The organism is Cupriavidus sp. FW306-01-F10A, from assembly GCF_058782785.1.
In genome coordinates this window covers 61,664-81,234 of sequence record NZ_JBYSYA010000007.1, presented here as the reverse complement: position 1 = coordinate 81,234, position 19,571 = coordinate 61,664, and the positions used below count along the sequence as shown (strand labels likewise).

The 19,571-nt window shown below is 67.7% G+C and carries 19 protein-coding genes; 5 read left to right on the top strand and 14 right to left on the bottom strand.

The window, feature by feature from the left end:
- Positions 1-83: 83 nt before the first annotated feature.
- The 5 genes from AC3WLF_RS12470 to AC3WLF_RS12450 all read right to left on the bottom strand — a co-directional run bounded on the left by AC3WLF_RS12470 (position 84) and on the right by AC3WLF_RS12450 (position 6,831).
- Positions 84-1,733 carry a methyl-accepting chemotaxis protein gene (locus tag AC3WLF_RS12470; RefSeq protein ID WP_492318148.1) on the bottom strand — a complete coding sequence of 550 codons (1,650 nt, stop codon included), beginning with the start codon at positions 1,731-1,733 and terminating at the stop codon, positions 84-86.
- 104 nt (positions 1,734-1,837) lie between these two features.
- Complete coding sequence (locus AC3WLF_RS12465) at positions 1,838-2,314, bottom strand: chemotaxis protein CheW (protein WP_018311878.1); 477 nt, start codon at positions 2,312-2,314, stop codon at positions 1,838-1,840.
- A 140-nt stretch (positions 2,315-2,454) separates the two neighbouring features.
- Positions 2,455-2,847 carry a response regulator gene (locus tag AC3WLF_RS12460; protein ID WP_492318149.1) on the bottom strand — a complete coding sequence of 131 codons (393 nt, stop codon included), beginning with the start codon at positions 2,845-2,847 and terminating at the stop codon, positions 2,455-2,457.
- Between the two features lie 154 nt (positions 2,848-3,001).
- Complete coding sequence (locus AC3WLF_RS12455) at positions 3,002-4,969, bottom strand: putative bifunctional diguanylate cyclase/phosphodiesterase (protein WP_492318150.1); 1,968 nt, start codon at positions 4,967-4,969, stop codon at positions 3,002-3,004.
- A gap of 113 nt (positions 4,970-5,082) precedes the next feature.
- On the bottom strand, positions 5,083-6,831 hold the full coding sequence (locus tag AC3WLF_RS12450) for a methyl-accepting chemotaxis protein (protein WP_492358290.1): 1,749 nt from the start codon (positions 6,829-6,831) through the stop codon (positions 5,083-5,085).
- A gap of 544 nt (positions 6,832-7,375) precedes the next feature.
- Between AC3WLF_RS12450 and AC3WLF_RS12445 the strand changes: the two genes are divergently transcribed.
- Entirely contained in the window at positions 7,376-7,684 is a 309-nt protein-coding gene (locus AC3WLF_RS12445; RefSeq protein WP_010809859.1) for an H-NS histone family protein, read from the top strand.
- A 106-nt stretch (positions 7,685-7,790) separates the two neighbouring features.
- Here AC3WLF_RS12445 and galE read toward each other — a convergent pair whose 3' ends face one another.
- Both galE and AC3WLF_RS12435 read right to left on the bottom strand, forming a co-directional pair.
- Positions 7,791-8,810: a UDP-glucose 4-epimerase GalE gene (galE, locus tag AC3WLF_RS12440; protein WP_492352840.1), complete on the bottom strand. Its 1,020-nt coding sequence runs from the start codon at positions 8,808-8,810 to the stop codon at positions 7,791-7,793.
- Between the two features lie 155 nt (positions 8,811-8,965).
- A complete protein-coding gene (locus AC3WLF_RS12435; RefSeq protein ID WP_492357370.1) occupies positions 8,966-9,988 on the bottom strand; it encodes a tyrosine-type recombinase/integrase in 1,023 nt (340 codons plus the stop codon).
- A gap of 221 nt (positions 9,989-10,209) precedes the next feature.
- Here AC3WLF_RS12435 and AC3WLF_RS12430 point away from each other — a divergent pair, with 221 nt between their 5' ends.
- Together AC3WLF_RS12430 and AC3WLF_RS12425 are read left to right on the top strand one after the other, a co-directional pair.
- Positions 10,210-10,644, top strand: a complete 435-nt coding sequence (locus AC3WLF_RS12430; RefSeq protein WP_492318154.1) for a nuclear transport factor 2 family protein — start codon at positions 10,210-10,212, stop codon at positions 10,642-10,644.
- 61 nt (positions 10,645-10,705) lie between these two features.
- Positions 10,706-11,701, top strand: coding sequence for an NAD(P)H-dependent flavin oxidoreductase (locus AC3WLF_RS12425; RefSeq protein WP_492318155.1), 996 nt, complete (start codon positions 10,706-10,708; stop codon positions 11,699-11,701).
- A gap of 53 nt (positions 11,702-11,754) precedes the next feature.
- On the opposite strand, the gene AC3WLF_RS12420 is transcribed toward AC3WLF_RS12425, so the two are convergent.
- Positions 11,755-12,303 carry a PadR family transcriptional regulator gene (locus AC3WLF_RS12420; protein WP_492318156.1) on the bottom strand — a complete coding sequence of 183 codons (549 nt, stop codon included), beginning with the start codon at positions 12,301-12,303 and terminating at the stop codon, positions 11,755-11,757.
- Positions 12,304-12,642: 339 nt separating this feature from the next.
- Here AC3WLF_RS12420 and AC3WLF_RS12415 point away from each other — a divergent pair, with 339 nt between their 5' ends.
- Positions 12,643-12,870, top strand: coding sequence for a hypothetical protein (locus AC3WLF_RS12415; RefSeq protein WP_492318157.1), 228 nt, complete (start codon positions 12,643-12,645; stop codon positions 12,868-12,870).
- Positions 12,871-12,973: 103 nt separating this feature from the next.
- Here the strand turns inward: AC3WLF_RS12415 and AC3WLF_RS12410 are convergent, their stop codons facing one another.
- Entirely contained in the window at positions 12,974-14,119 is a 1,146-nt protein-coding gene (locus tag AC3WLF_RS12410) for a hypothetical protein (protein ID WP_492358289.1), read from the bottom strand.
- Between the two features lie 59 nt (positions 14,120-14,178).
- On the bottom strand, positions 14,179-14,724 hold the full coding sequence (locus AC3WLF_RS12405; protein ID WP_492352836.1) for a GNAT family N-acetyltransferase: 546 nt from the start codon (positions 14,722-14,724) through the stop codon (positions 14,179-14,181).
- 210 nt (positions 14,725-14,934) lie between these two features.
- On the opposite strand from AC3WLF_RS12405, the gene AC3WLF_RS12400 reads away from it, so the two are divergent.
- Positions 14,935-15,171 carry a hypothetical protein gene (locus tag AC3WLF_RS12400; protein WP_492318160.1) on the top strand — a complete coding sequence of 79 codons (237 nt, stop codon included), beginning with the start codon at positions 14,935-14,937 and terminating at the stop codon, positions 15,169-15,171.
- A gap of 65 nt (positions 15,172-15,236) precedes the next feature.
- On the opposite strand, the gene AC3WLF_RS12395 is transcribed toward AC3WLF_RS12400, so the two are convergent.
- From AC3WLF_RS12395 to AC3WLF_RS12380, 4 genes are all read right to left on the bottom strand, one after another.
- Positions 15,237-16,412: an L-rhamnonate dehydratase gene (locus AC3WLF_RS12395; RefSeq protein WP_492318161.1), complete on the bottom strand. Its 1,176-nt coding sequence runs from the start codon at positions 16,410-16,412 to the stop codon at positions 15,237-15,239.
- A gap of 90 nt (positions 16,413-16,502) precedes the next feature.
- A complete protein-coding gene (locus AC3WLF_RS12390) occupies positions 16,503-17,519 on the bottom strand; it encodes a 4-hydroxythreonine-4-phosphate dehydrogenase PdxA (RefSeq protein WP_492318162.1) in 1,017 nt (338 codons plus the stop codon).
- 16 nt (positions 17,520-17,535) lie between these two features.
- The gene (locus AC3WLF_RS12385) at positions 17,536-18,504 is read right to left on the bottom strand and encodes a Bug family tripartite tricarboxylate transporter substrate binding protein (RefSeq protein WP_035815870.1); all 969 of its coding nucleotides are present in this window, start codon (positions 18,502-18,504) and stop codon (positions 17,536-17,538) included.
- A 109-nt stretch (positions 18,505-18,613) separates the two neighbouring features.
- Positions 18,614-19,570 (bottom strand): LysR substrate-binding domain-containing protein, encoded by a 957-nt coding sequence (locus tag AC3WLF_RS12380; protein WP_492352833.1) that lies wholly within the window; start codon positions 19,568-19,570, stop codon positions 18,614-18,616.
- Between the last annotated feature and the right edge of the window lies 1 nt (position 19,571).

The window sequence follows — 19,571 nt, the reverse complement described above, 5'->3', positions numbered from 1 at the left end:
CTGAAGCCTCGGGCGCGGCGTGCCGCACCCGCTTGGTACGCATGCAGGCCGGTGCTCCGCGCCTGCCTCGTCTTTGATTCGGACTAGGCCTGTGCCAGCGACTGGGCCGCCTCGGCACGCGCATGGGCCGGCAGGCGCTGCGGACGCACCTCGGCCTGCATGCTGACGCGGAAGGTGGCGATGGCGTCGCGCAGGCGCATGGCCTGCTCTTCGAGCGAGCCCGCGGCGGCGGCGGCTTCTTCCACCAGCGCCGCGTTCTGCTGCGTGCCCTCGTCCATCTGCGCCACGGCCTGGTTGACCTGCTCGATGCCCGCGCTCTGCTCGGCCGACGCCGCGCTGATCTCGCCCATGATGTCGGTCACGCGCTTGACCGCCTGCACGATCTCTTCCATGGTCTTGCCCGCCTGGCCCACCAGCGCCGAGCCGTTGTCCACGCGCTCCACCGTATCGCCGATCAGCCCCTTGATCTCCTTGGCCGCGTTGGCGCTGCGCTGCGCCAGGCCGCGCACCTCGCCCGCCACCACCGCGAAGCCGCGGCCCTGCTCGCCGGCGCGCGCCGCTTCCACCGCCGCGTTCAGCGCCAGGATGTTGGTCTGGAACGCAATGCCTTCGATCACGCCGATGATGTCGACGATCTTCTTCGACGCATCGTTGATCTCGTCCATGGTCTGCACCACCCGGCCCACCACTTCGCCGCCGCGCAGCGCCGTCTCCGACGCGTTCGCCGCCAGCCCGCTGGCCTGGCGCGCGTTGTCCGCGTTCTGGCGCACCGTGCTGGTCAGCTCTTCCATGCTCGACGCCGTCTGCTCCAGCGCCGCCGCCTGCTGCTCGGTGCGTTGCGACAAGTCGTTGTTGCCCGCGGCCACCTGGCGCGTTGCCGTGGAGATACTGGCCATGCCTTCCTGGATCTCGTGCACCACCGACTGCAGGCTGCGCTGCATGGTCTGCATGGCCTGCGCCAGCGCGCCGATCTCGTCGGCGCTGCGGTGCTCGAAGCGCGTGGTCAGGTCACCCGCGCCCATGCGCAGCGCAAAGTCCAGCATGTGGCGCACCGGACGGTGCACGCGCGCCAGCAGCATGGTGCCGGCCGCGAACGACGACGCCAGCGCCAGCGCAAAGCCGCCCCACAGCCACGGACGCACCGCGGCCACGCCTGCGCCGCCCAGGGCTTCCACCGCAACCAGTGCGGCCAGGAACCACACCATGCCGCCGGCCTGCGCCCACAGGATGCGGCGCTTCAGGTTCAGGCGCAGCAGGCCCTGCACCAGGCCGCGCAGCCCGGTGCGCACCACGGCGCCGTGGCGGATCGCCAGCCCGTCCGCGCGGCCGCCACGGAAGCGTGCGTAGGCGGCGCCGGCGGCTTCCACCTGCTCGCGCGTCGCCATCGAGCGCACCGAGGTGTAGCCGACCACGCTGCCATCGACGCGCGTGGGCGTCACGGTCGCATTGACCCAGTAGAAGTCGCCGTTCTTGCGGCGGTTCTTGACCACGCCCATCCAGGTGCGGCCGGCCTGCAGGTCCTGCCACAGGTCGGCAAACGCTTCGGGCGGCATGTCGGGATGGCGCACCAGGTTGTGCGCCGCACCGAGCAGCTCCTCGGCCGCAAAGCCGCTTGCCTCGATAAAGGTGCGGTTGGCAAAGGTGATCCGGCCCTTGAGGTCCGTGCGCGAGATCAGGTAGTCCGATGGGGAGAGCTTGTATTCGCGCTGCGTAACGGGTTGGTTGTTTCGCATCTATGACAGTACTGCAGGCCCGGGCGCGGCAAGTTGCTGCACCCCGGGCGGGTTCGGTCCGGCAGGCGGGGCGCCGGCCGGACAACGTTGGCGCTGCCGCGGGATCACGCCACCGCTTCGAGCGCGGCGAGTTCTTCGGTGTTGAGCAGCTTCTCGATGTCGACCAGGATCAGCATGCGCTGCTCGACCGAGCCCAGCCCGCGGATGTAGTCGGTCGCCAGTTCGCCGGAGAAGTGCGGCGTGGGCTTGATCTGCTCGGCGGCGAGGGTCAGCACGTCGGACACGCCATCCACCACGATGCCGGTGGTACGGTCGTTGAGGTCGACGATGATGACGACCGTGTACTGGTCGTAGCTGACGTTCTGCTGGCGGAACTTGATGCGCAGGTCGATGATCGGCACGATGATGCCGCGCAGGTTGATCACGCCCTTGATGTAGTCCGGTGCGTTGGCAATCTGGGTGACCGACTCGTAGCCGCGGATCTCCTGGACCTTCAGGATGTCGACGCCGTATTCTTCCCGGCCCAGCGTAAAGGCCAGGAACTCTTCGCCCGCGCCGTCTGCCTTGTCGATGTGCTTCATCGTCTAGCCCCCCAAATTGGCTGATGCTGGTTTGCTGGCGCTGCCGCGGCCAAGGCCGCTGGCTGGCACCGGGGCATGACTTCGCCCACCAGTGTTTACGGCAGCAATCCGGGGGACTGAAGCGCGACGCCCGGCCTTCCTTACCCTTCCGAGGTAGGGTGCGCGGTGGACAGCAGCGCCGTCACGGCCTGCATCAGCTGGCCAGGATCGAATGGCTTGGGCAGGAAACCCGAGGCGCCGGCGGCGCGGGCCTGCTCGCGGATGGTGCCGTCCTGCTCGGTGGTCAGCATCAGGATGGGAATGCACGCATAGCGCTCGGTGGCGCGCAGGCTGCGGATCAGCGTGAGGCCATCCATGCCGGGCATGACCTGGTCGGTGACCAGCATGCCGAAGCTGGCGCCGGCTGCGAGCGCATGCGCCTGGTCGCCGTCGGCCGCCTCGGTCACGTCAAACCCTCCTGCGCGCAGACAGGCGCCGATCATGCGGCGTAGCGAAGGGGAATCGTCGACGACGAGGATGCTGGGCGATGACATGGAGGCCTCCGGTTTGCGGGACTCGGTTGATCCGCCAGGAAGTTGGACAGCATGGGCAACGCGGCGGCGACGGACGGGCCGGCGCAGGGCTGCGCCGCAAACGCGGGCAGCCTGCCAGACCGGTTATCGGCCGAGTTGCTGACAAACTTTAGGGTCAGGCGCCGCCCTGCCCGCGCAAGGCATCGGCAAAACCGGCAGCATCCAGCGGCAGCGACAGCAGGTAACCCTGCACCTCGTCGCACCCCATTTCATTGAGGATTTCCAGCTGCGATGCCGATTCAACGCCTTCGGCCACCACCTTCATGCGCAGCTCATGCGCCAGCGCCACCATCGAGCCGACGATGGCGCGGCCCTGCGCATCGGTGTCGAGCCCGCCGATCAGGGTGCGGTCGATCTTGAGCGTGCCCACGCGCAGGCGCTTGAGGTAGCCCAGGCTGGAATAGCCACTGCCGAAATCGTCCAGCGCCACCTGGATGCCGAGCGACTGCAGCTCGGCCAGCGTTTCCAGCGACTTGCCGATGTCCTTCATCGCCGCGGTCTCGGTGATCTCCAGCGTGATCGCCGAGGGCGGGATGTCGTGCTGGTGGATCTGCTCGAGCAGGTATTGCGGGAAATTGCGGCTGGCAAAGCGCAGCCCCGAGACATTGATCGCCACCGGCACGGTGGGCACGCCGGCGTCGCGCCACTGGCGCACCTGGCGGCAGACGCTGGTCAGGACCCAGTCGTCGAGCTTGTCGATCTGGCCCGACTGCTCGGCCACGGTGATGAACTCGGCCGGGCTCACCTGGCCCAGCGCGGGATGGCGCCAGCGGCATAGCGCCTCGGCCCCCACCAGCGCGCGCCGGCGCGCATCGTACTTGGGCTGGAACTGCAGCGACAGTGCGTCGTCCTGGATCGCCAGCCACAGGTCGCGCCGGATCACGCGAGTGCGGCGCGCGCGTTCGCCGGCGGCGCTGTTGAACAGGCGCACCTGGTTCGAGCCGCTCTGGCGGGCCTCGGCCAGGCTGACGCGCGCGGCCTGCATCAGCGCCTCCGAGGTCTGCGCATCGCGCGGGTAGATGGCAATGCCGATGTTCACGCCGATCTGCATCTGCAAGCCGCGCGCGGCGATGAACTCGGCCAGCGAGCCGAGCATGCGCGAGCCCAGTTCCTGCGCGCGGCCATGATGAACCAGCTCCGGCACGCCCACGGCAAACTCGTCGCGCGCCAGCCGGGCCAGGAAGTCATGCGGCTCCAGCACGGCCTGCGCCAGCGCGCCGGCGTCCTGGGCCAGGATATCGTCGGCGCGGATCTCGAAGACCTCGTCGACTTCACGGTAGTCGGCAATATGGATCAGCAACACGGCGCAGCCGGTCTCGGCCAGCCGCGCCTGCGCGATGGCCTGGTCCAGCCAGCGGCCGAAGGCGACGCGGTCAGGCATCGTCGTTGCCACGCTGTACTCGCCCACCGTGCCCTGCCCGCGCGCGGCGGCACGCACGGTAAGACGGCCGGGGCGGCCGGGAATGCGCGCGCCGCGCCGCGCCAGGCGGGGCTCGAGCCCGCGCGGCAGGCCGTGCACCTCGTCCGCCAGCTCATCGGCCAGGCCGGCTTCGTGGTGCGCAGCCAGCAAGCCACGCGACTGCGCGCGGTGGACGGCGAACATCAGCGCGCACAGCGCGGTCAGCCCGCCCGCCAGCCAGGCGGGGTGCGGCAGGCCGGCGGCATCGATGCAGCTGCGCGCCGAGACCTGGCCCGCGCTACAGGCGCGGCCCAGGTGGGTGCCAGCCGCGGCCACCAGCCCGGCGCCAGCGACGACCGCCATGATCGCCGCACCACGCCACAGCCGCGTACCCTGGCGCAGCCACTGCACCAGCAGCTTGGCAGCCGCGGTGGCTGCTGCGGCGGCGGCGAAGCTGGCCGCCATCTGCGCGGTGTCGTTGGCCGCCGGCACGCTGCCCGACAGCATCACCACCAGTACAGGCAGGCTTACGCTCAGCTGCGACAACAGTGCCGCCGACCAGGTCAGCGTGCGCAGCGAGCGGCCACCGGCTGACTGGTCCGCACGCCCGGCACGAACGCCGAGGGCGGCGGCCACGCCCAGCAGGGCAGCCAGCAGCAACAGGACGGAACTCAGGGCAATCATTAGGCTGCGCGATGATGAAGAGAATGCGCGAAGAAGGTCAGGACGCGGGGCAAACCCCGCATCATGGCATCTTGCGGTCGCCGTGTGAACAGGGCAATGGTGGGGACAATGGTCTAGAACGCGCTCCAGTCATCATCGGCCCCGGCAACGGCAAGCGCGGGCCTCGCAGCCGGACGGCTTGCCGGAAGCGCCGCGGCCGGGCGGGCGGCAACGGCACGCGGCGCCGCGGCTGCCGCCGGCCGCACCGACATGGTGCGTGCGGTGCGGCCAGCGACAGCCGTCGCGGCCGTGCCTGCCCCTACTCCCGTACCCGTGCCAAGGTTGAACACCGAGACCACGTTCTTGAGCTTCTGCGCCTGTTCTTCCAGCGCACCGGCTGCGGCGGCGGCCTCTTCCACCAGCGCGGCATTTTGCTGCGTCACCTCGTCCATCTGGGTCACCGCCTGGTTGACTTGCTCGATGCCGCTGGTCTGTTCCTGCGACGCGGCGCCGATCTCGTTCATGATGTCAGTCACGCGGCGCACGGCCTGGACGATCTCGCCCATGGTCTGGCCGGCTTCTGCCACCAGCCGGGTACCGCTCTCCACGCGCTGGCCCGACTCGCCGATCAGCGCCTCGATCTCCTTGGCGGCCGAGGCCGAGCGCTGCGCCAGGCTGCGCACCTCGCCCGCCACCACGGCAAAGCCGCGGCCCTGCTCGCCGGCACGCGCGGCTTCCACCGCCGCATTGAGCGCCAGGATATTAGTCTGGAAGGCAATGCCCTCGATCACGCTGATGATCTCGACCACCTTGCGCGAGGCGCCGTTGATCTCGTTCATGGTGTCGACCACGCGGCCCACCACGTCGCCGCCCTTGAGCGCGATCTGCGAAGCCTCGTTGGCCAGCACGCCGGCCTGGCGCGCGTTGTCGGCATTCTGCCGCACCACCGTGGTCAGTTCTTCCATGCTGGCGGCGGTCTGCTCCAGCGACGAGGCCTGTTCCTCGGTGCGCTGCGACAGGTCCAGGTTGCCGGCGGAAATCTGCTGCGTGGCCGATGCCATCGAATCGGCGCCGGTGCGCACGTCGGCAACGATGCCCGACAGGCTGGCCTGCATCGCGGCCAGCGCCTGCATCATGCGGCCGATCTCGTTCTTCGAGACGCTGGCGATGCGCGAGGTCAGGTCGCCGCGGGCGATGCGCTCGAACACAGCCAGCGCTTCTTCCACCGGCGCGACGATGGCGCGGTTCAGCGTGACCGTGCACAGCACCGCGACCGCCAGGCCCAGCACGATCAGCATGATCGACAGCGTGCGGATACGCGCAAAGCTGGCCTGCGCAGCATCGAAGTTGGCCTGCCCGGCTGCCATCTGGAATTTCTGCAGCTTTTCGTGCACGCCCGACATGCTGCGCTGCAGGTCAGGCAGCACCTTCTTCGCCAGCCGCAGGGCCTCTTCCTGGTTGCCCGCCAGCGAGGCCGCCTGCAGCGGCAGCACGCCCTGCTCCATGAACGCCTGGCGCTGCTTGCCCAGTTCCGCGGCGAGCGCCTTTTCCTCAGGATTCTGCGGCAGGTTCAGGTAGCGCTTCCAGGCAGCCTCCGAAGCCTCGACGAACACCCTGGAGCGGTCCACGTGAACCTTGGGGTCGTCCTGCTCGCCCTGCATCACGTTGCGGTCCAGTGCCAGGCGCATACGCGTGGTGGCCTGCATCGCCTCGCTGAGCGCGACGGTGGAGCCGAGCTGGTTGGCATAAGTCTCCCTGAGGGCATTATTGCTTTGTGAAATGCCGTGCAGGCCGGCACCGCCGACCAGCAACAGCAGCAGCGACAGCATTCCCATGGCGCCCCGCAGCAGGGTCTTGATCTGGATATTGTTGTGCAAGGACATGATGAAAGAAGACTGTGGCAACCCGCGGGGCACACCCCTGGCCCCGTTCCGGCAGGATCGACGCCCAGATGATCCGCCCTGCCCGGATAACGGCGCCGCGTTCTCGTACTTGAGCCGCCGCGCCAGTGGCGGGTGCAATTACTCGGCCATAACCGGTATGTCGGATATACGCCACGTAGGCTGCCCCGCTATCGCCGCGAACGCCGTGCCGAATTTGCCGCGGCCGATTATGGCGATTTGATTTTGGCGGCGGCGGCTGGCTGCCGCCGGACCGGTTTGCGCACGGCCGCACCATTTGCGGGCCTGAACCCCGAACTGCAGCCGCAACTGCAGCCGGGCAACATCGTCGTCGACGGAAATGCCGATGACAGACCACGACACCGAAAGTTCACACAATTATCGGCGCCAAGAATTTTCGCAAAAACAGCATCCGATTAGTACGGCAGGATTTGCAGCGGGCGGCGACCCCGTTATAATTGTTTTCAGCATTTTCACCCCCCGCACACACCCACCGCATTCCACTCCACCGGAAACCGAGGACCCAATGGCGACGTATCAGGAAATCGTTCAGAAAATCAGTGAACTGCAGAAGCAGGCCGAGGAAATCAAGGCACGCGAACAAGCCACGGTGATCGCGGATATTCGCGAGAAAATCGAGCAATATGGCCTGACCGCGGAAGACCTGGGTTTTGGCGCAAAGGTGCCGGCCGGCAAGAAGGCGGTCAACCGCAAGGTGCCGGTACGCTATCGCGACAGCGCCGGCAATACCTGGACCGGCCGCGGCAAGCGCCCGGGCTGGCTGACCCAGGCCCTGGCCCAGGGCAAGGCAGTTGAAGACTTCCTGATCCGCTGAAATACGCGATCGGCAGATGGCAAAACGCCACGGAATTCATCCGTGGCGTTTTTGTTTTCTGGCCCTCCGCGGCACATGCACAACACCGCGCAGACCGGCCCGGGCGTCAGGCGTCAAACCCCTGCGGATTCATCGACTGCCAGCGCCATGAGTCCTGGCACATGCGGTCGATGTCATGGCGCGCGCGCCAGCCCAGCAGCTGGTTGGCCAGCGCGGGATCGGCGTAGCACGAGGCGATGTCGCCCGGGCGCCGCGCCACGATCTCATGCGGCACCGGCTTGCCGCTGGCACGCTGGTAGGCCTGCACGACTTCCAGCACGCTGTAGCCGCGGCCCGTTCCCAGGTTCACGGTCATGCTCTTGCCCTGCCCGCGCAGGTAACCCAGCGCCGCCAGGTGGCCGTCCGCCAGGTCGCAGACGTGGATATAGTCGCGCACGCCGGTGCCGTCCGGCGTCGGGTAGTCGCCGCCGAATACCATCAGCTTTTCACGGCGCCCGCCGGCCACCTGCGCCACATATGGCATCAGGTTGTTCGGAATACCGCGCGGATCCTCGCCAATCAGCCCGCTTTCATGCGCGCCGACCGGATTGAAATAACGCAGGTAGGCAATGCGCCAGTCCGGATCCGATGTTTCCAGGTCGCGCAGGATTTGCTCGCCCATCAGCTTGGTCTGGCCATACGGGTTGGTGGCCGACAGCGGGAAATCCTCCAGGATCGGCACCGCATGGGGATTGCCATAAACCGTGGCCGAAGAACTGAACACCAGCTGTTTCACCCCGGCCGCGCCCATTGCCGCGCATACCGTCAGCAGCCCACCCAGGTTGTTGCTGTAATACTCCAGCGGCTGGCTCACCGATTCGCCCACTGCCTTGAGTGCGGCAAAATGAATCACCCCGCTGATGCGGTGTTCGGTAAAGAGCCGGTCCAGCAATGCGCGGTCGCGCACGTCGCCCTGCACAAAATGCGGAGTCTTGCCGGTAATGGTGGCGAGCCGCTCCAGCACCACCGGGCTGCTGTTGCACAGATTATCCAGGCCGATCACGTGGTAGCCGGCATTGAGCAGTGCAACCCAGGTATGCGAGGCGATATAGCCGGTGGCACCGGTCAGGAGCAAGGTTTCAGGCATGGAAAATAGGTGTCGGAATTCGATTCAGGGCCGGGCCTTGGCCTGGCGGATTCAAAACGTGGCGCAAGCACCTCTTTCCGCCGCGTAGGCCGGCGAAGCTGCTTATTATCCACGATCTGCCGATGCGCCCAGGGTAGCCGGCCCGGCGCGCGGGGCTAGACCCGGCTTCCCGGCGCTTCCGCCACCAGCCCCGCCCGCGCCTGCCAGGCCTCATAGGCGGCGCGCAGCCGCCAGCCGGACTCCAGGTCGCGCATGCCCAGGCATTGGGCCACCTCGGCCGGCGCCGTGCCGGCCTCGAAATGCATGGCGGCGCAGGTATTGCGCAGCGTCTGCGGCGAGGCGCGTTCGCTGCGGCCGGCCAGCACACCGGCCTCGTCCAGCAGGATCTCCACGCGCCGGTAGACCGAGGCGGCATGCATCGGCCGGCCCGCCGGCATGGCGGGAAACACCAGGCCGCCAAGCGTGCCGGAGGCTTCGCGCAATGCCAGCCAGGCCCGCAACGGCGCATGGGCCAGGCTGAACAGCGGCACGGTATAGGCCCGGCCGTTGTCCGCGCGGACCATGCGCAGCGCCATCCGGCCGGGTGCGCCAGCTTCGATGGCATCGACCCGCAGCGCCCGGGCTTCGGCGACCTTCAGGCCGCCGCCGAGCAGCACCGCCAGCAGGGCCGCATCGCGGGCGCGCTTCCATTGGGTGGGCGATGCCGCGGTGTGGATGTCGCCGGCCGGCATGCCGGCCGGGCCGAGTATCCGCGCCACCAGCAAGTCGCGCTCGCCCGGCAGCAGGAACGCGGTGGGATCGTTCTCGCCATCGGCCAGGTGGGCGCGCACCGCCTGGCTGGCCGGGTTGTGCATGCCCTCGCGCAGCCGCGCCAGGTGATGGAACACCCGTTCGATCAGCCGCGTATAGCGATAGCGGTGCGATTTGTGCAGCTGCTGCGCGTCCAGGAACTCACCGATCTGCTCCGCCGACCAGCTCAGCGGCGGCAGCCCGCGCTCGGCCGACCAGCGCAGCAGCTTGCCCCACATCGCGCGGTACACCACGCTGGTGCCGTGCCGGAAGCCATGCCGTGCCAGCCAGCCGTCGAACGCGCGCTCCGGATGGTCTCGCCAGGCGGCCAGGTCGGCATCGAACAAGGCCGCCTGGTCGGGATGGGCAGCCGAGGGCTTGGTGGTCACTGACTCTCCTGCCGGGGGCCGGCGTGCGAGGTTGGGATCCCGCCTATTGTAGACAACCCGTCACTGCCCGGCGGGGCGCCGGCACCATTGGCCCCGCATCGCTTGCACGGTGCCCCGGCGCATGCTATTTTTCCACTCACTATGCAACTGGTTGCATATAAACCTGTAACCAGCCCCCTCAACGAGATGCCCGCGCACCGACGCCAGCCAAGGAGACCGACGTGACCACCACCAACCTGATTCCCGCCGCACAGGCCTCACTTGAAGCCTGGCACCAGATGCTGGCCAACGGTTCGATGGCCGGGCTCGACGCCATCGTGGCCGATGAGGTGGTGTTCCGCTCGCCGGTCGCGCACACCCCCTATCCCGGCCGCGACGCGATTGGGCTGGTGCTGACCACGGTGAACCAGGTGTTCCAGGACTTCCGCTATCACCGCAGCTTTGTCAGCGAGGACGGCCACAGCGTGGTGCTGGAATTCAGCGCGGCCGTGGACGGCAAGGCGCTCAAGGGCATCGACATGATCCGTTTCGACGGCGCCGGCCGCATTGCCGAGTTCGAAGTCATGGTGCGCCCGCGCTCGGGCCTGGAGGCGCTGGCCGCCGCCATGGGCGCGCGCCTGGCCAGCCAGAAGGACGTGCTGACCGGTGCGGCCTGACGCAACCCTGTTTCGCAGCACCGCTTTTTCGCTTTACCGAAATACCCAGGAGACTTCACCCATGGCCCTTCCCGCCCAACTCCAGAACCGGCTGTCGCTGCCGGTGGTCTGCTCGCCGCTGTTCATCATCTCCAACCCCGACCTGGTCATCGCCCAGTGCAAGGCCGGCGTGGTCGGTTCGTTCCCCGCGCTGAATGCGCGCCCGGCACCCAAGCTGGAAGAATGGCTGGACCGCATCACCACCGAGCTGGCCGAACACGACGCCAGGCACCCGGACCGCCCGTCGGCACCGTTCGCCGTCAACCAGATCGTGCACAAGTCCAACGACCGGCTTGAACATGACCTGGAGCTGTGCGTGCGCTACAAGGTGCCGATCGTGATCACCTCGCTGGGCGCACGCAAGGAAGTCAACGACGCAGTGCACTCGTACGGCGGCATCGTGCTGCACGACGTGATCAACAACACCTTCGCGCGCAAGGCCATCGAGAAGGGTGCGGACGGACTGGTGGCGGTTGCCGCCGGGGCCGGCGGCCATGCCGGCACGCTGTCGCCGTTCGCGCTGCTGCACGAGATCCGCGAATGGTTCGACGGCCCGCTGCTGCTGTCGGGCTCGATCTCCAGCGGCGACGCCATCCTGGCCGCGCAGGCCGCCGGCGCCGACCTGGCCTATATCGGCTCGGCCTTTATCGCCACGCAGGAAGCCAACGCGCAGGACGGCTACAAGCAGATGATCGTCGACAGCACCGCCAACGACATCGTCTACTCCAACCTGTTCACCGGCGTGCACGGCAACTACCTGCGCGGCAGCATCGAGCGCGCCGGCCTGGACCCGAACGCGCTGCCCGAATCAGATCCGTCGAAGATGAATTTCGGCTCCACCAGCGTCAAGGCGTGGAAGGACATCTGGGGCGCCGGCCAGGGCGTGGGCGCAATCAAGCGCGTGGTGCCCGCGGGCGAGCTGGTGCGCCGCTTTGCCGAGGAATATGCGCTGGCACGCCGCCGGCTGGGCTTGGGCGAGGCCACGCAGGCCGGCACGCGCGCCGTCGACCTGGCCTGACGCAGCCGGTCAGCTGGCCTGGCAGGCCGTAGCCGCCGCCCAAGCGGGCGCGGCTACAGCAGCGGCAGCAGTTCCTCGCCCCAGGCCACCCAGTCCTGCTCGAAGCGGATGCCGCGCTGCAGCAGCGCATAGCGCAACTGTTGCGCGCGGTCCATGTCCGGCGCCGAGAAATCGCGCCGCTCGATGGCCAGGTAAGTCTCCAGCCGGGCCCGGTGCAGCGCGATCAGCCGCCGCATCTCGTCACCGAGGCCAAGCGGCCCGATCACCGCATCGGCGCGCAGCTTGACCAGGATTTCCTCGCGCTGGTCCAGGCTGGCGCCGGGGGTCAGCACCCAGCGTGCCAGTTCTTCACGGCCGGCCGGCAACACCCGGTAGACCTTCTTGCGGTTCTTGCGGTCGCCGCCACCGGCCTCGCCTTCCGCCGCCTCGGTTTCATCCGCGGCAATCCAGCCACTGTCAGCCATCCGTCCCAGCTCGCGATAAATCTGCTGGTGCGTGGCATGCCAGAAATAGCCGATGGAACGGTCAAAGCGCCGTGCCAGGTCATAACCGGACGACGGTTTTTCGATCAGGGAAATCAACAAGGCGTGCTGGGTCGACATGCGTCTGGGCAGTGGCCCGTCGGGGGGCGATGGAAAATGGTTGGAAGCGGATGCGGCAGACCCGGAACCGGGACGCGCCGGCAGCCGCACTTCGCGGGGCTGGCGCTATGGTATCGCAATGCGGGCCTTGGGCAGCACCCTCAGCGATGTCGCCATCGGCGTCGCCAGCAGATGCCATACATTCGTTAAATTTGTCATTTTGGAAATTTCCTGGCAGACAGAATTAAAAAACGCTGAATGGCATTTCTGCGTTGGATGCAATACATTCCATACATTGAAATCCAGTGCGAGCGCATACCCACCCCCGGCCGCACCTTGCAGCAATCCTGGAGTGTGTCCATGACCGGAAGAATCCTGCTTGCCGAAGAGCGCGACGTGGCCTGGGAAGCCGACGCCGTCGAACTCCCGCTCGGCATCCTGCCGCCCATGCGCGACAAGGCGCCCATTTACTACCGCCTGCCCGATACGCCGGACGGGCACCATATCAAGGAATACGCCAGCGGGCTACGCCAGCTAGTGCGCTTTGTCGGCGTCGAAGAACAGGTTGTCAAATTCAGCCTGGGCTGACCGGGCACGTAACCGTTTCCCTGTGGTTGTCTCCTCCGAGCCCGTTCCTGCGGGCAGGGACTTGAACCCGCGAAATTCGCGGGTTTTTTCTTGGCCGGCGGAATCAGAGCTGCGGCGCGCGGCAGGCCGCGCCGTCCGGGTTGGCCGTTTCCGCCATGCCGAACACCGCCCTGGCGCCGCATTGCGAGCCGAACATGCGTGCCTGGTCGTGCCCCACGCCCACCACTTCATAGGCCTGGTGGCGGATCACCAGCCCGGGGCTGGCCAGGTAGCGCTCATAGCGCAGGTAGCCGCGGGCGCGCTGCAGGCGCGTGGGACCTTCGGCCTCAGCGCCGCACGCCTTGTCCAGTACGCGGTGGTTGGGGTCGTTGTCTTCCGTGCCGGCCAGGTAGGTCACCTGACGCCCGGCGTAGCGCTGGTACAGCGACTGGCCATTGGCACCTTTTGCGTAGGGCACGATGTCCTGCATGCCATAGCGGTACTTGTCGTAATCCGGGCACACCGCCTTGTCGTACGGCGCAAACGAGCGGCCGTCCGCGCCGGCCGGGCGCACCGGCGTGAAGTACAGGTAGGACGAGGGGTTGGCCACCACATAGCGCAGGTCGATGCCGCGCGCGCGGATGCGCTCGTCGACATTGTTCAGCACGGCATAGCGATGCACGATCTGCGCGCCGCCCGAATGCCCGGCCACGGTCACCCTGGCCACCCGCGGCAAGCGCGCCTTGTCGGTGACGAAGGCCATCAGGTCATCGAGGACCTGCAGTGAACTGACCGTGAACGGCGCGTTGACCGCGTTCTCGCCACTCATCCAGCCCTGCACCGACCATTGCGGCATGCCGTCGAAGCCCTTGCCGTGGTCTGGCGTGCCGGGGAAGTTGGGCGCGACCAGCAGCACCTCGTCCGGATTGCGTCCGCTGGCCTTGAGCAGCGCAGCACCGGCGGCGTAGTAGTCATCGCCGTTGCGCTGCAGGCCGTGCTGCACGAACACCACCTCGCGGATGCGCGACAGGTCTTGGTCAAGCGGATGGTTGGCGTAGACCGGGAAGTCATAGCCCGCGCCCGTGCCCAGGTGCACGCGCTGCCAGTGCGGCTTCGCCTGGGCCGGCGTGGCCGCCGCCTCTATCGCCCTGGCGGCGGAACGCGTGTCGGGTGCGCTGGCGCAACCGGCCAGTACGGCCATGGCGATGGCGGCACCGGCCAATGCCCGGCATGGTTTGCTTGGCACAACGAGAGCAATGGCTTGCAGCATGGGGAAGGGATTCCTGTGGGAGTGTTTTGCCGGCGGCTGACCCGGACTCGCCGCCCTGGTCAGCCCAGGCGCCTGACCAGCGCCGCCACGTCCGGCCAGGTCACGCGGCGGACCATGACCCGCAGGTCCGGACCGTGGAAATCATCCTCGAATGCCTCGGATTCCTCGCCGCCCAGCCGCTGGTAGAACTCGCGCGCCTGCGTATTGGCTTCCAGCACATAGAGGAACAGCGGCCGCCCGGGCCAGTGCGCGGCCACGCGCTGCGCGCAGTGGGCCAGCAAGCGCTTGCCCAGGCCCTGGCCGTGGAAGGCGGGCAGCACGTGGAGGTTGTCGAGATAGATGCCGAAGCGGGGCTCCGCCTCGGGCAGCAGGCAGGCAAAGCCAGCGGCTTCGCCGTCGACCATGGCCAGCGTGACTTCCACGGGGCCGTCGGCGCCGTTGTGCATGCGGGCGCGCCAGGCGGCCAGCCGTTCCGGGTAGGCCTGGTCCCGCAAGTAAGCAGCCGGCAACATGCCGGGATAGGTGTGCTGCCAGCTGGCGGCGTGCATGGCGGCAAGCCGGTCGGCATCGGCAGCGGTGGCGGAGATCAGCGCAAGATCGGGCATGATAGGCGGCGGTCGGCCTCGGCGCAGCGCCGGCAAGGTGTCGGGAAGCGATCATTGTGCCGCCGCATGCCAAGGCTTGCAAAGCGTGATGCAGGGATTGCAACCGGCGTGCCTTGCCTGCCTCCCGCGCCATCATGCAACACTCCCGGCGCCGGGAACGAAGGTTGCAGGATCCTGCAAAATCGCCTGCCGCAATGAAGAGGAAGCCTTATGTATATGGTCTACTGGTCCGAAGCCGACGGCAGCGGGCTCAGCCCCCACGCGCAGTCATTCCCAAGCGATGCGATGCGTGAAGCCCTGCACTTTACCGAAGCGCTGCGCCAGCGCCAGCATGCGGGCGAGCCGGTGAGCTTTGTCACGCTGTGCTCGGAGAATCCCAACTCGGTAGGACGAGCCGGGGCGGCGGATCCGCCGCCGGACTATGAGTGGAAGAAAAGGCGGCCTTGAAGCGGCGGCGTGCATCGTGAAACATGGCGCGCTGCCCGGCCGGGCAGAGCCCGGCAACTGGCCCGTCAGCCGATGACGTCGAACTGGCTGAAGTACTCCTCGTTCAGCTCCAGGCCCAGCCCCGGCAGGTTGTCGTCGAGCTGCAGGTAGCCGTTGTCCGGCGCCGGATCGCCCTTGAAGATGTAGTAGAACAACTCATTGCCCACCTCCACGTCGTGCACGGGGAAGTACTCCGACATCGGCGAAGCCGTCGAGGCCATGGTCAGGTGGTAGTTATGCATCTGCCCCGCGTGCGGGATCACCGGCACCGACCAGGCCTCCGCCATGGCGTTGATCTTCTGCGCCGCGGTGATCCCGCCGACGCGGTTGGTGTCGTACTGGATCACGTCCACCGCGCGGCGCTCGAGCAGGTCCTTGAAGCCGTAAGAGGTGAATTCATGTTCACCGCCGGAGATCGGGAACGGGCTCGCCTTCTTCAGTTCGGCATAGCCTTCGATATCGTCGGCAATCACCGGCTCTTCCAGCCAGCGCGGGTTGAACTCGGCCAGGCGCGGCAGCATGCGGCGCGCATATTCCAGCGTCCAGCCCATATAGCACTCCAGCATGATGTCGACGCCATCGCCGACCAGCTCGCGCAGCAGGCGCACCTGCTCGATGTTCTTCTGCATGCCGGCGGGGCCGTCCTTGGGGCCGTAGCCGAAGCGCATCTTCATCGCGGTGAAGCCCTGGTCGAGGTAGCGCTGCGCTTCTGCCAGGAAAGCGTCGCGGTCGTCATTGTTGTAGAGCTTGGAGGCATAGCACCAGATCTTTTCCTTGGTGCGCCCGCCCAGCAGCTTGAACACGGGCTTGCCAACCGCCTTGCCCATCAGGTCCCACAGCGCGATATCGACCGCCGAGATCGCCGCCATGCCGATGCCCTTGCGGCCCCAGGCATGGGTGCGGCGGTACATCTTCTGCCACAGGTATTCGTTGTCGAACGGGTCCTGGCCGATCACCACCGGTGCCAGGTACTGGTCAACGATCTCCTTGGCCACGCGCGGCGCCAGCGCGCAGTTGCCGATGCCGACCAGGCCGGTGTCGGTTTCCACTTCCACCACCAGCCAGCCATGGAAGCGGAACGAGCCCATGGCGTCGCCGCGCTCGAACAGGATATCGGTGGCGTTGGTGCAGAAATGCGCCTGCGGCGGCACGGTCTTGCCCTTCCATTCGAAGACACGGGCGCGGACGTTGGTGATCTTCATATTCAGCTCCTGATGGCGATGCGTTGGCGCGAACGCTCCCCGGCCGCGCCGGGGGCGGTCTTGCTGGATTTGGTGTGGTGAAAGTGGTGGCTAGGCTGTGGCGCGCCGCTGCGCACCCATGCGGCAGACGATCTGGAATGCCTGCAGCGTGGCGCCCGGATCGGCGCGGCCCTGCTGCGTGATGTCGAACGCGGTGCCGTGCGCGGGCGTGGTGATCGGCACCGGCAGCCCGCCCTGCACCGTCACGCCGCGCGAGAAGCCCATCAGCTTGATGCCGATCTGGCCCTGGTCGTGGTACATGGTGACGATGGCATCGAACTGCCGCTGCGACGGCCCGCCCTGCACCTTCAGGAAGATGGTGTCGGCCGGGAACGGACCGTCCGCCGCCACGCCGCGTTCACGCGCCGCGGCCACGGCCGGGGCGATCACGTCGATCTCCTCGCGGCCGAAGGCGCCGTTGTCGCCGTTGTGCGGGTTCAGGCCGCACACCGCGATGCGCGGGCGCGCCATGCCGGTGCGGCGCAGGGCCTGGTCGATCAGGTCGATGGCGCCGCCCACGCGTTCCTGCGTAATCATCGCCGGCACGTCCTTGAGCGCCACGTGCGAAGTCACGCGCGAGGTCCACAGCCCGTCCAGAACATTGAACTCGCAGAAGTTGCCGTGGTAGCGAAGCTGCTCGGCAAACCAGTGCAGCTCATCGCTGTGCGCCATGCCGGCGGCGTGCAGCGAGCTCTTGTTCAGCGGCCCGAACAGGATCGCGTCGGCGTGGCCCGCTTGCGCCAGCTGCAGTGCCAGCGCCAGCGTGCCCAGGCTGTAGCGCCCGCCCTCGGCACTGGCTTGGCCGCGCGCATATGCCGGGCGCTCCGGCAGCTGCCAGTGGTACAGGCGCGGCTTGCCATCATCGGCAAAGGCGGGGGCTTCGGTCTCGGCCAGCGCCAGGTCGACGCCTGCGATCCGCATGCCGTGGCGCCATTCGTCGCGGTCGGCGATCAGCAGGATCTCGGCCTGCGCGGCGGTCGCGGGGTCGGCCAGCAGCTTGGCGATCAGTTCAGGGCCGATGCCGGCGGGGTCGCCCAGCACCATGGCGATTCTTGGACGGGAATTCATTGGACTTCCGGGGTTGTTATTGGTCGAGCTTGACGCCCAGTTCAGCGATCAGCTTGCCATAGCGCACATACTCGGCACGCGAGAAGGCATCGAACTGCGCCGCGGTCAGCGCGCCGGGCACCGCGCCCACATCGGCCAGCCGGCGCACGGTGTCAGGGTCCTTGATCACCGTGGCCAGCGCGCTGCCCAGCTTCTGCAGCGTCGCGGGCGGCGTGCCGGCCGGCGCATAGACACCGTACCACGCACTCATCTGGATGCCGGGCACGCCCGCTTCAGCCAGCGTGGGCACGTTGGGCAGCAGCGCCGAGCGCTGGTCCGCGGTGACCGCCAGCGCGCGCAGCTTGCCGGCCTTGATATGGCTGATGACCGACGGCATGGTCTCGAAGCTCATGTCCACCTGCCCGCCCATCAGGTCCACCAGCGCACTGCTGCTGCTCTTGTACGGCACGTGCAGCAGCTTGCCCTTGATCTGCCGCGCGAAGGACGCGCCGGCCAGGTGCTGGGTGCTGCCGACGCCGGACGAGCTGTAGCGGAACTTGTCCGGATTGGCCTGGATCTGCGCCACCAGCGCCTTGACGTCGCGCGCCTGCACCTGGTTGTTGACCACCAGCACATTGGGCACCGACGACACCAGCGCCACCGGCGCCAGGTCCTTGAGCGGATCGAACTGCAGCTTGAGCAGGTGCGGGGCGATCGCTTGCGAAGTCACCACGCCCATCAGCAGCGTGTTGCCGTCCGGCGCCGCCTTGGCGGTGATGTCCGCGGCAATGGTGTTGGACGCGCCGGGGCGGTTGTCGACCACGACCGGCTGCTTCAGCTGCGCGGCGAGCTTGTCGGAGACGATGCGCGCCATCACGTCGGTGCCGCCGCCGGGCGCGGCACCCACCATCAGCCGCACCGGCCGTGTGTCCTGCGCCCAGGCATTGCCCGTGACTGCCGCCACCGTGGCCAGGCCGGCGAGTGCGCCGGCGATCCATGTCTTCATTGCTGTCTCCGTCGTTTTGCTGTCCGGCTCTGCGGCGCGGATGGGCAGACTATAGGAGCATCAGTGATTGGCCACTACTGATGTTTTTTGAACTGGCGATCACCTGGCGTTATACCTCGGCAGCCGCCTGCTGCGCAGTGCGCGGCAATGCCTTCAGGATCGCGACCAGCTGTCGCGCCGCCGCGGACAAGGCGCCGCCGCGCCGCGTCACGATGCCAAAAGTCTGCTGCCGCGACTGCAGCCGCACGGGCAGGATGCGCAGCATCTTCTGGCGCACGAACATCGCCGCCACGCCGGTCGGCAGCAGCGACACCAGCCCGGGGTCGCCCTGCAGCATGGCCACCGTGACGAAGGCCGACGAGGTCGAGATCGCATTGGCGGGGAAGCTCATGCCGGCCAGGTCCAGCTCGCGCTGCAGCAGCGCGTGCATGGGCATATGCCCGGCGTAGGTGATCCAGCGATAACCGGCGAGGTCGGCAAACCCCATCGCACGCGCGCGCGGCGCCGGATGCGAGTGCCCCACCACGACCGCGACCTGCTCATCGTCCAGCGGGTGGTAGTGGTAGCGGGCCGGCTCACCGCTGACCAGCGAGCGGCCGATCACCACGTCGAGGTGGCCGTCATCGAGCAGCCCCAGCAGGCGCAGGCTGGTGTCCTCGATGATCTCCAGCGCCAGTTCCGGCTGCGCCTGGCGCAACTGCGCCAGCGCCGGCACCAGCACCTCCGGCACCGCGCCCATGATCACGCCGATGGCCACGCGCCCGCCGCTGCCGGCGCGGATGCCCGCCACCTCCTCGCACATGGCGCCCAGGTCTGCCACCAGCTGGCGTGCGTGCCGGATCACGCAATGGCCGAAGGCATTGGGACGCATGCCGCGCCTGGAGCGCTCGAACAGCGGCGCTTCCAGCATGCCTTCCAGCTCCTGCAGCGACTTGCTGGCCGCCGACTGGGTCATCGCCATCGCCGCGGCGGCCTGGTGCAGGGAGGAATGCTCGTCCAGCGCGATCAGCAGTTGCAGCTGCTTCATGCGCAACCGGCCGGTCAGGGTGTCGAGGGTGGAGTTCATG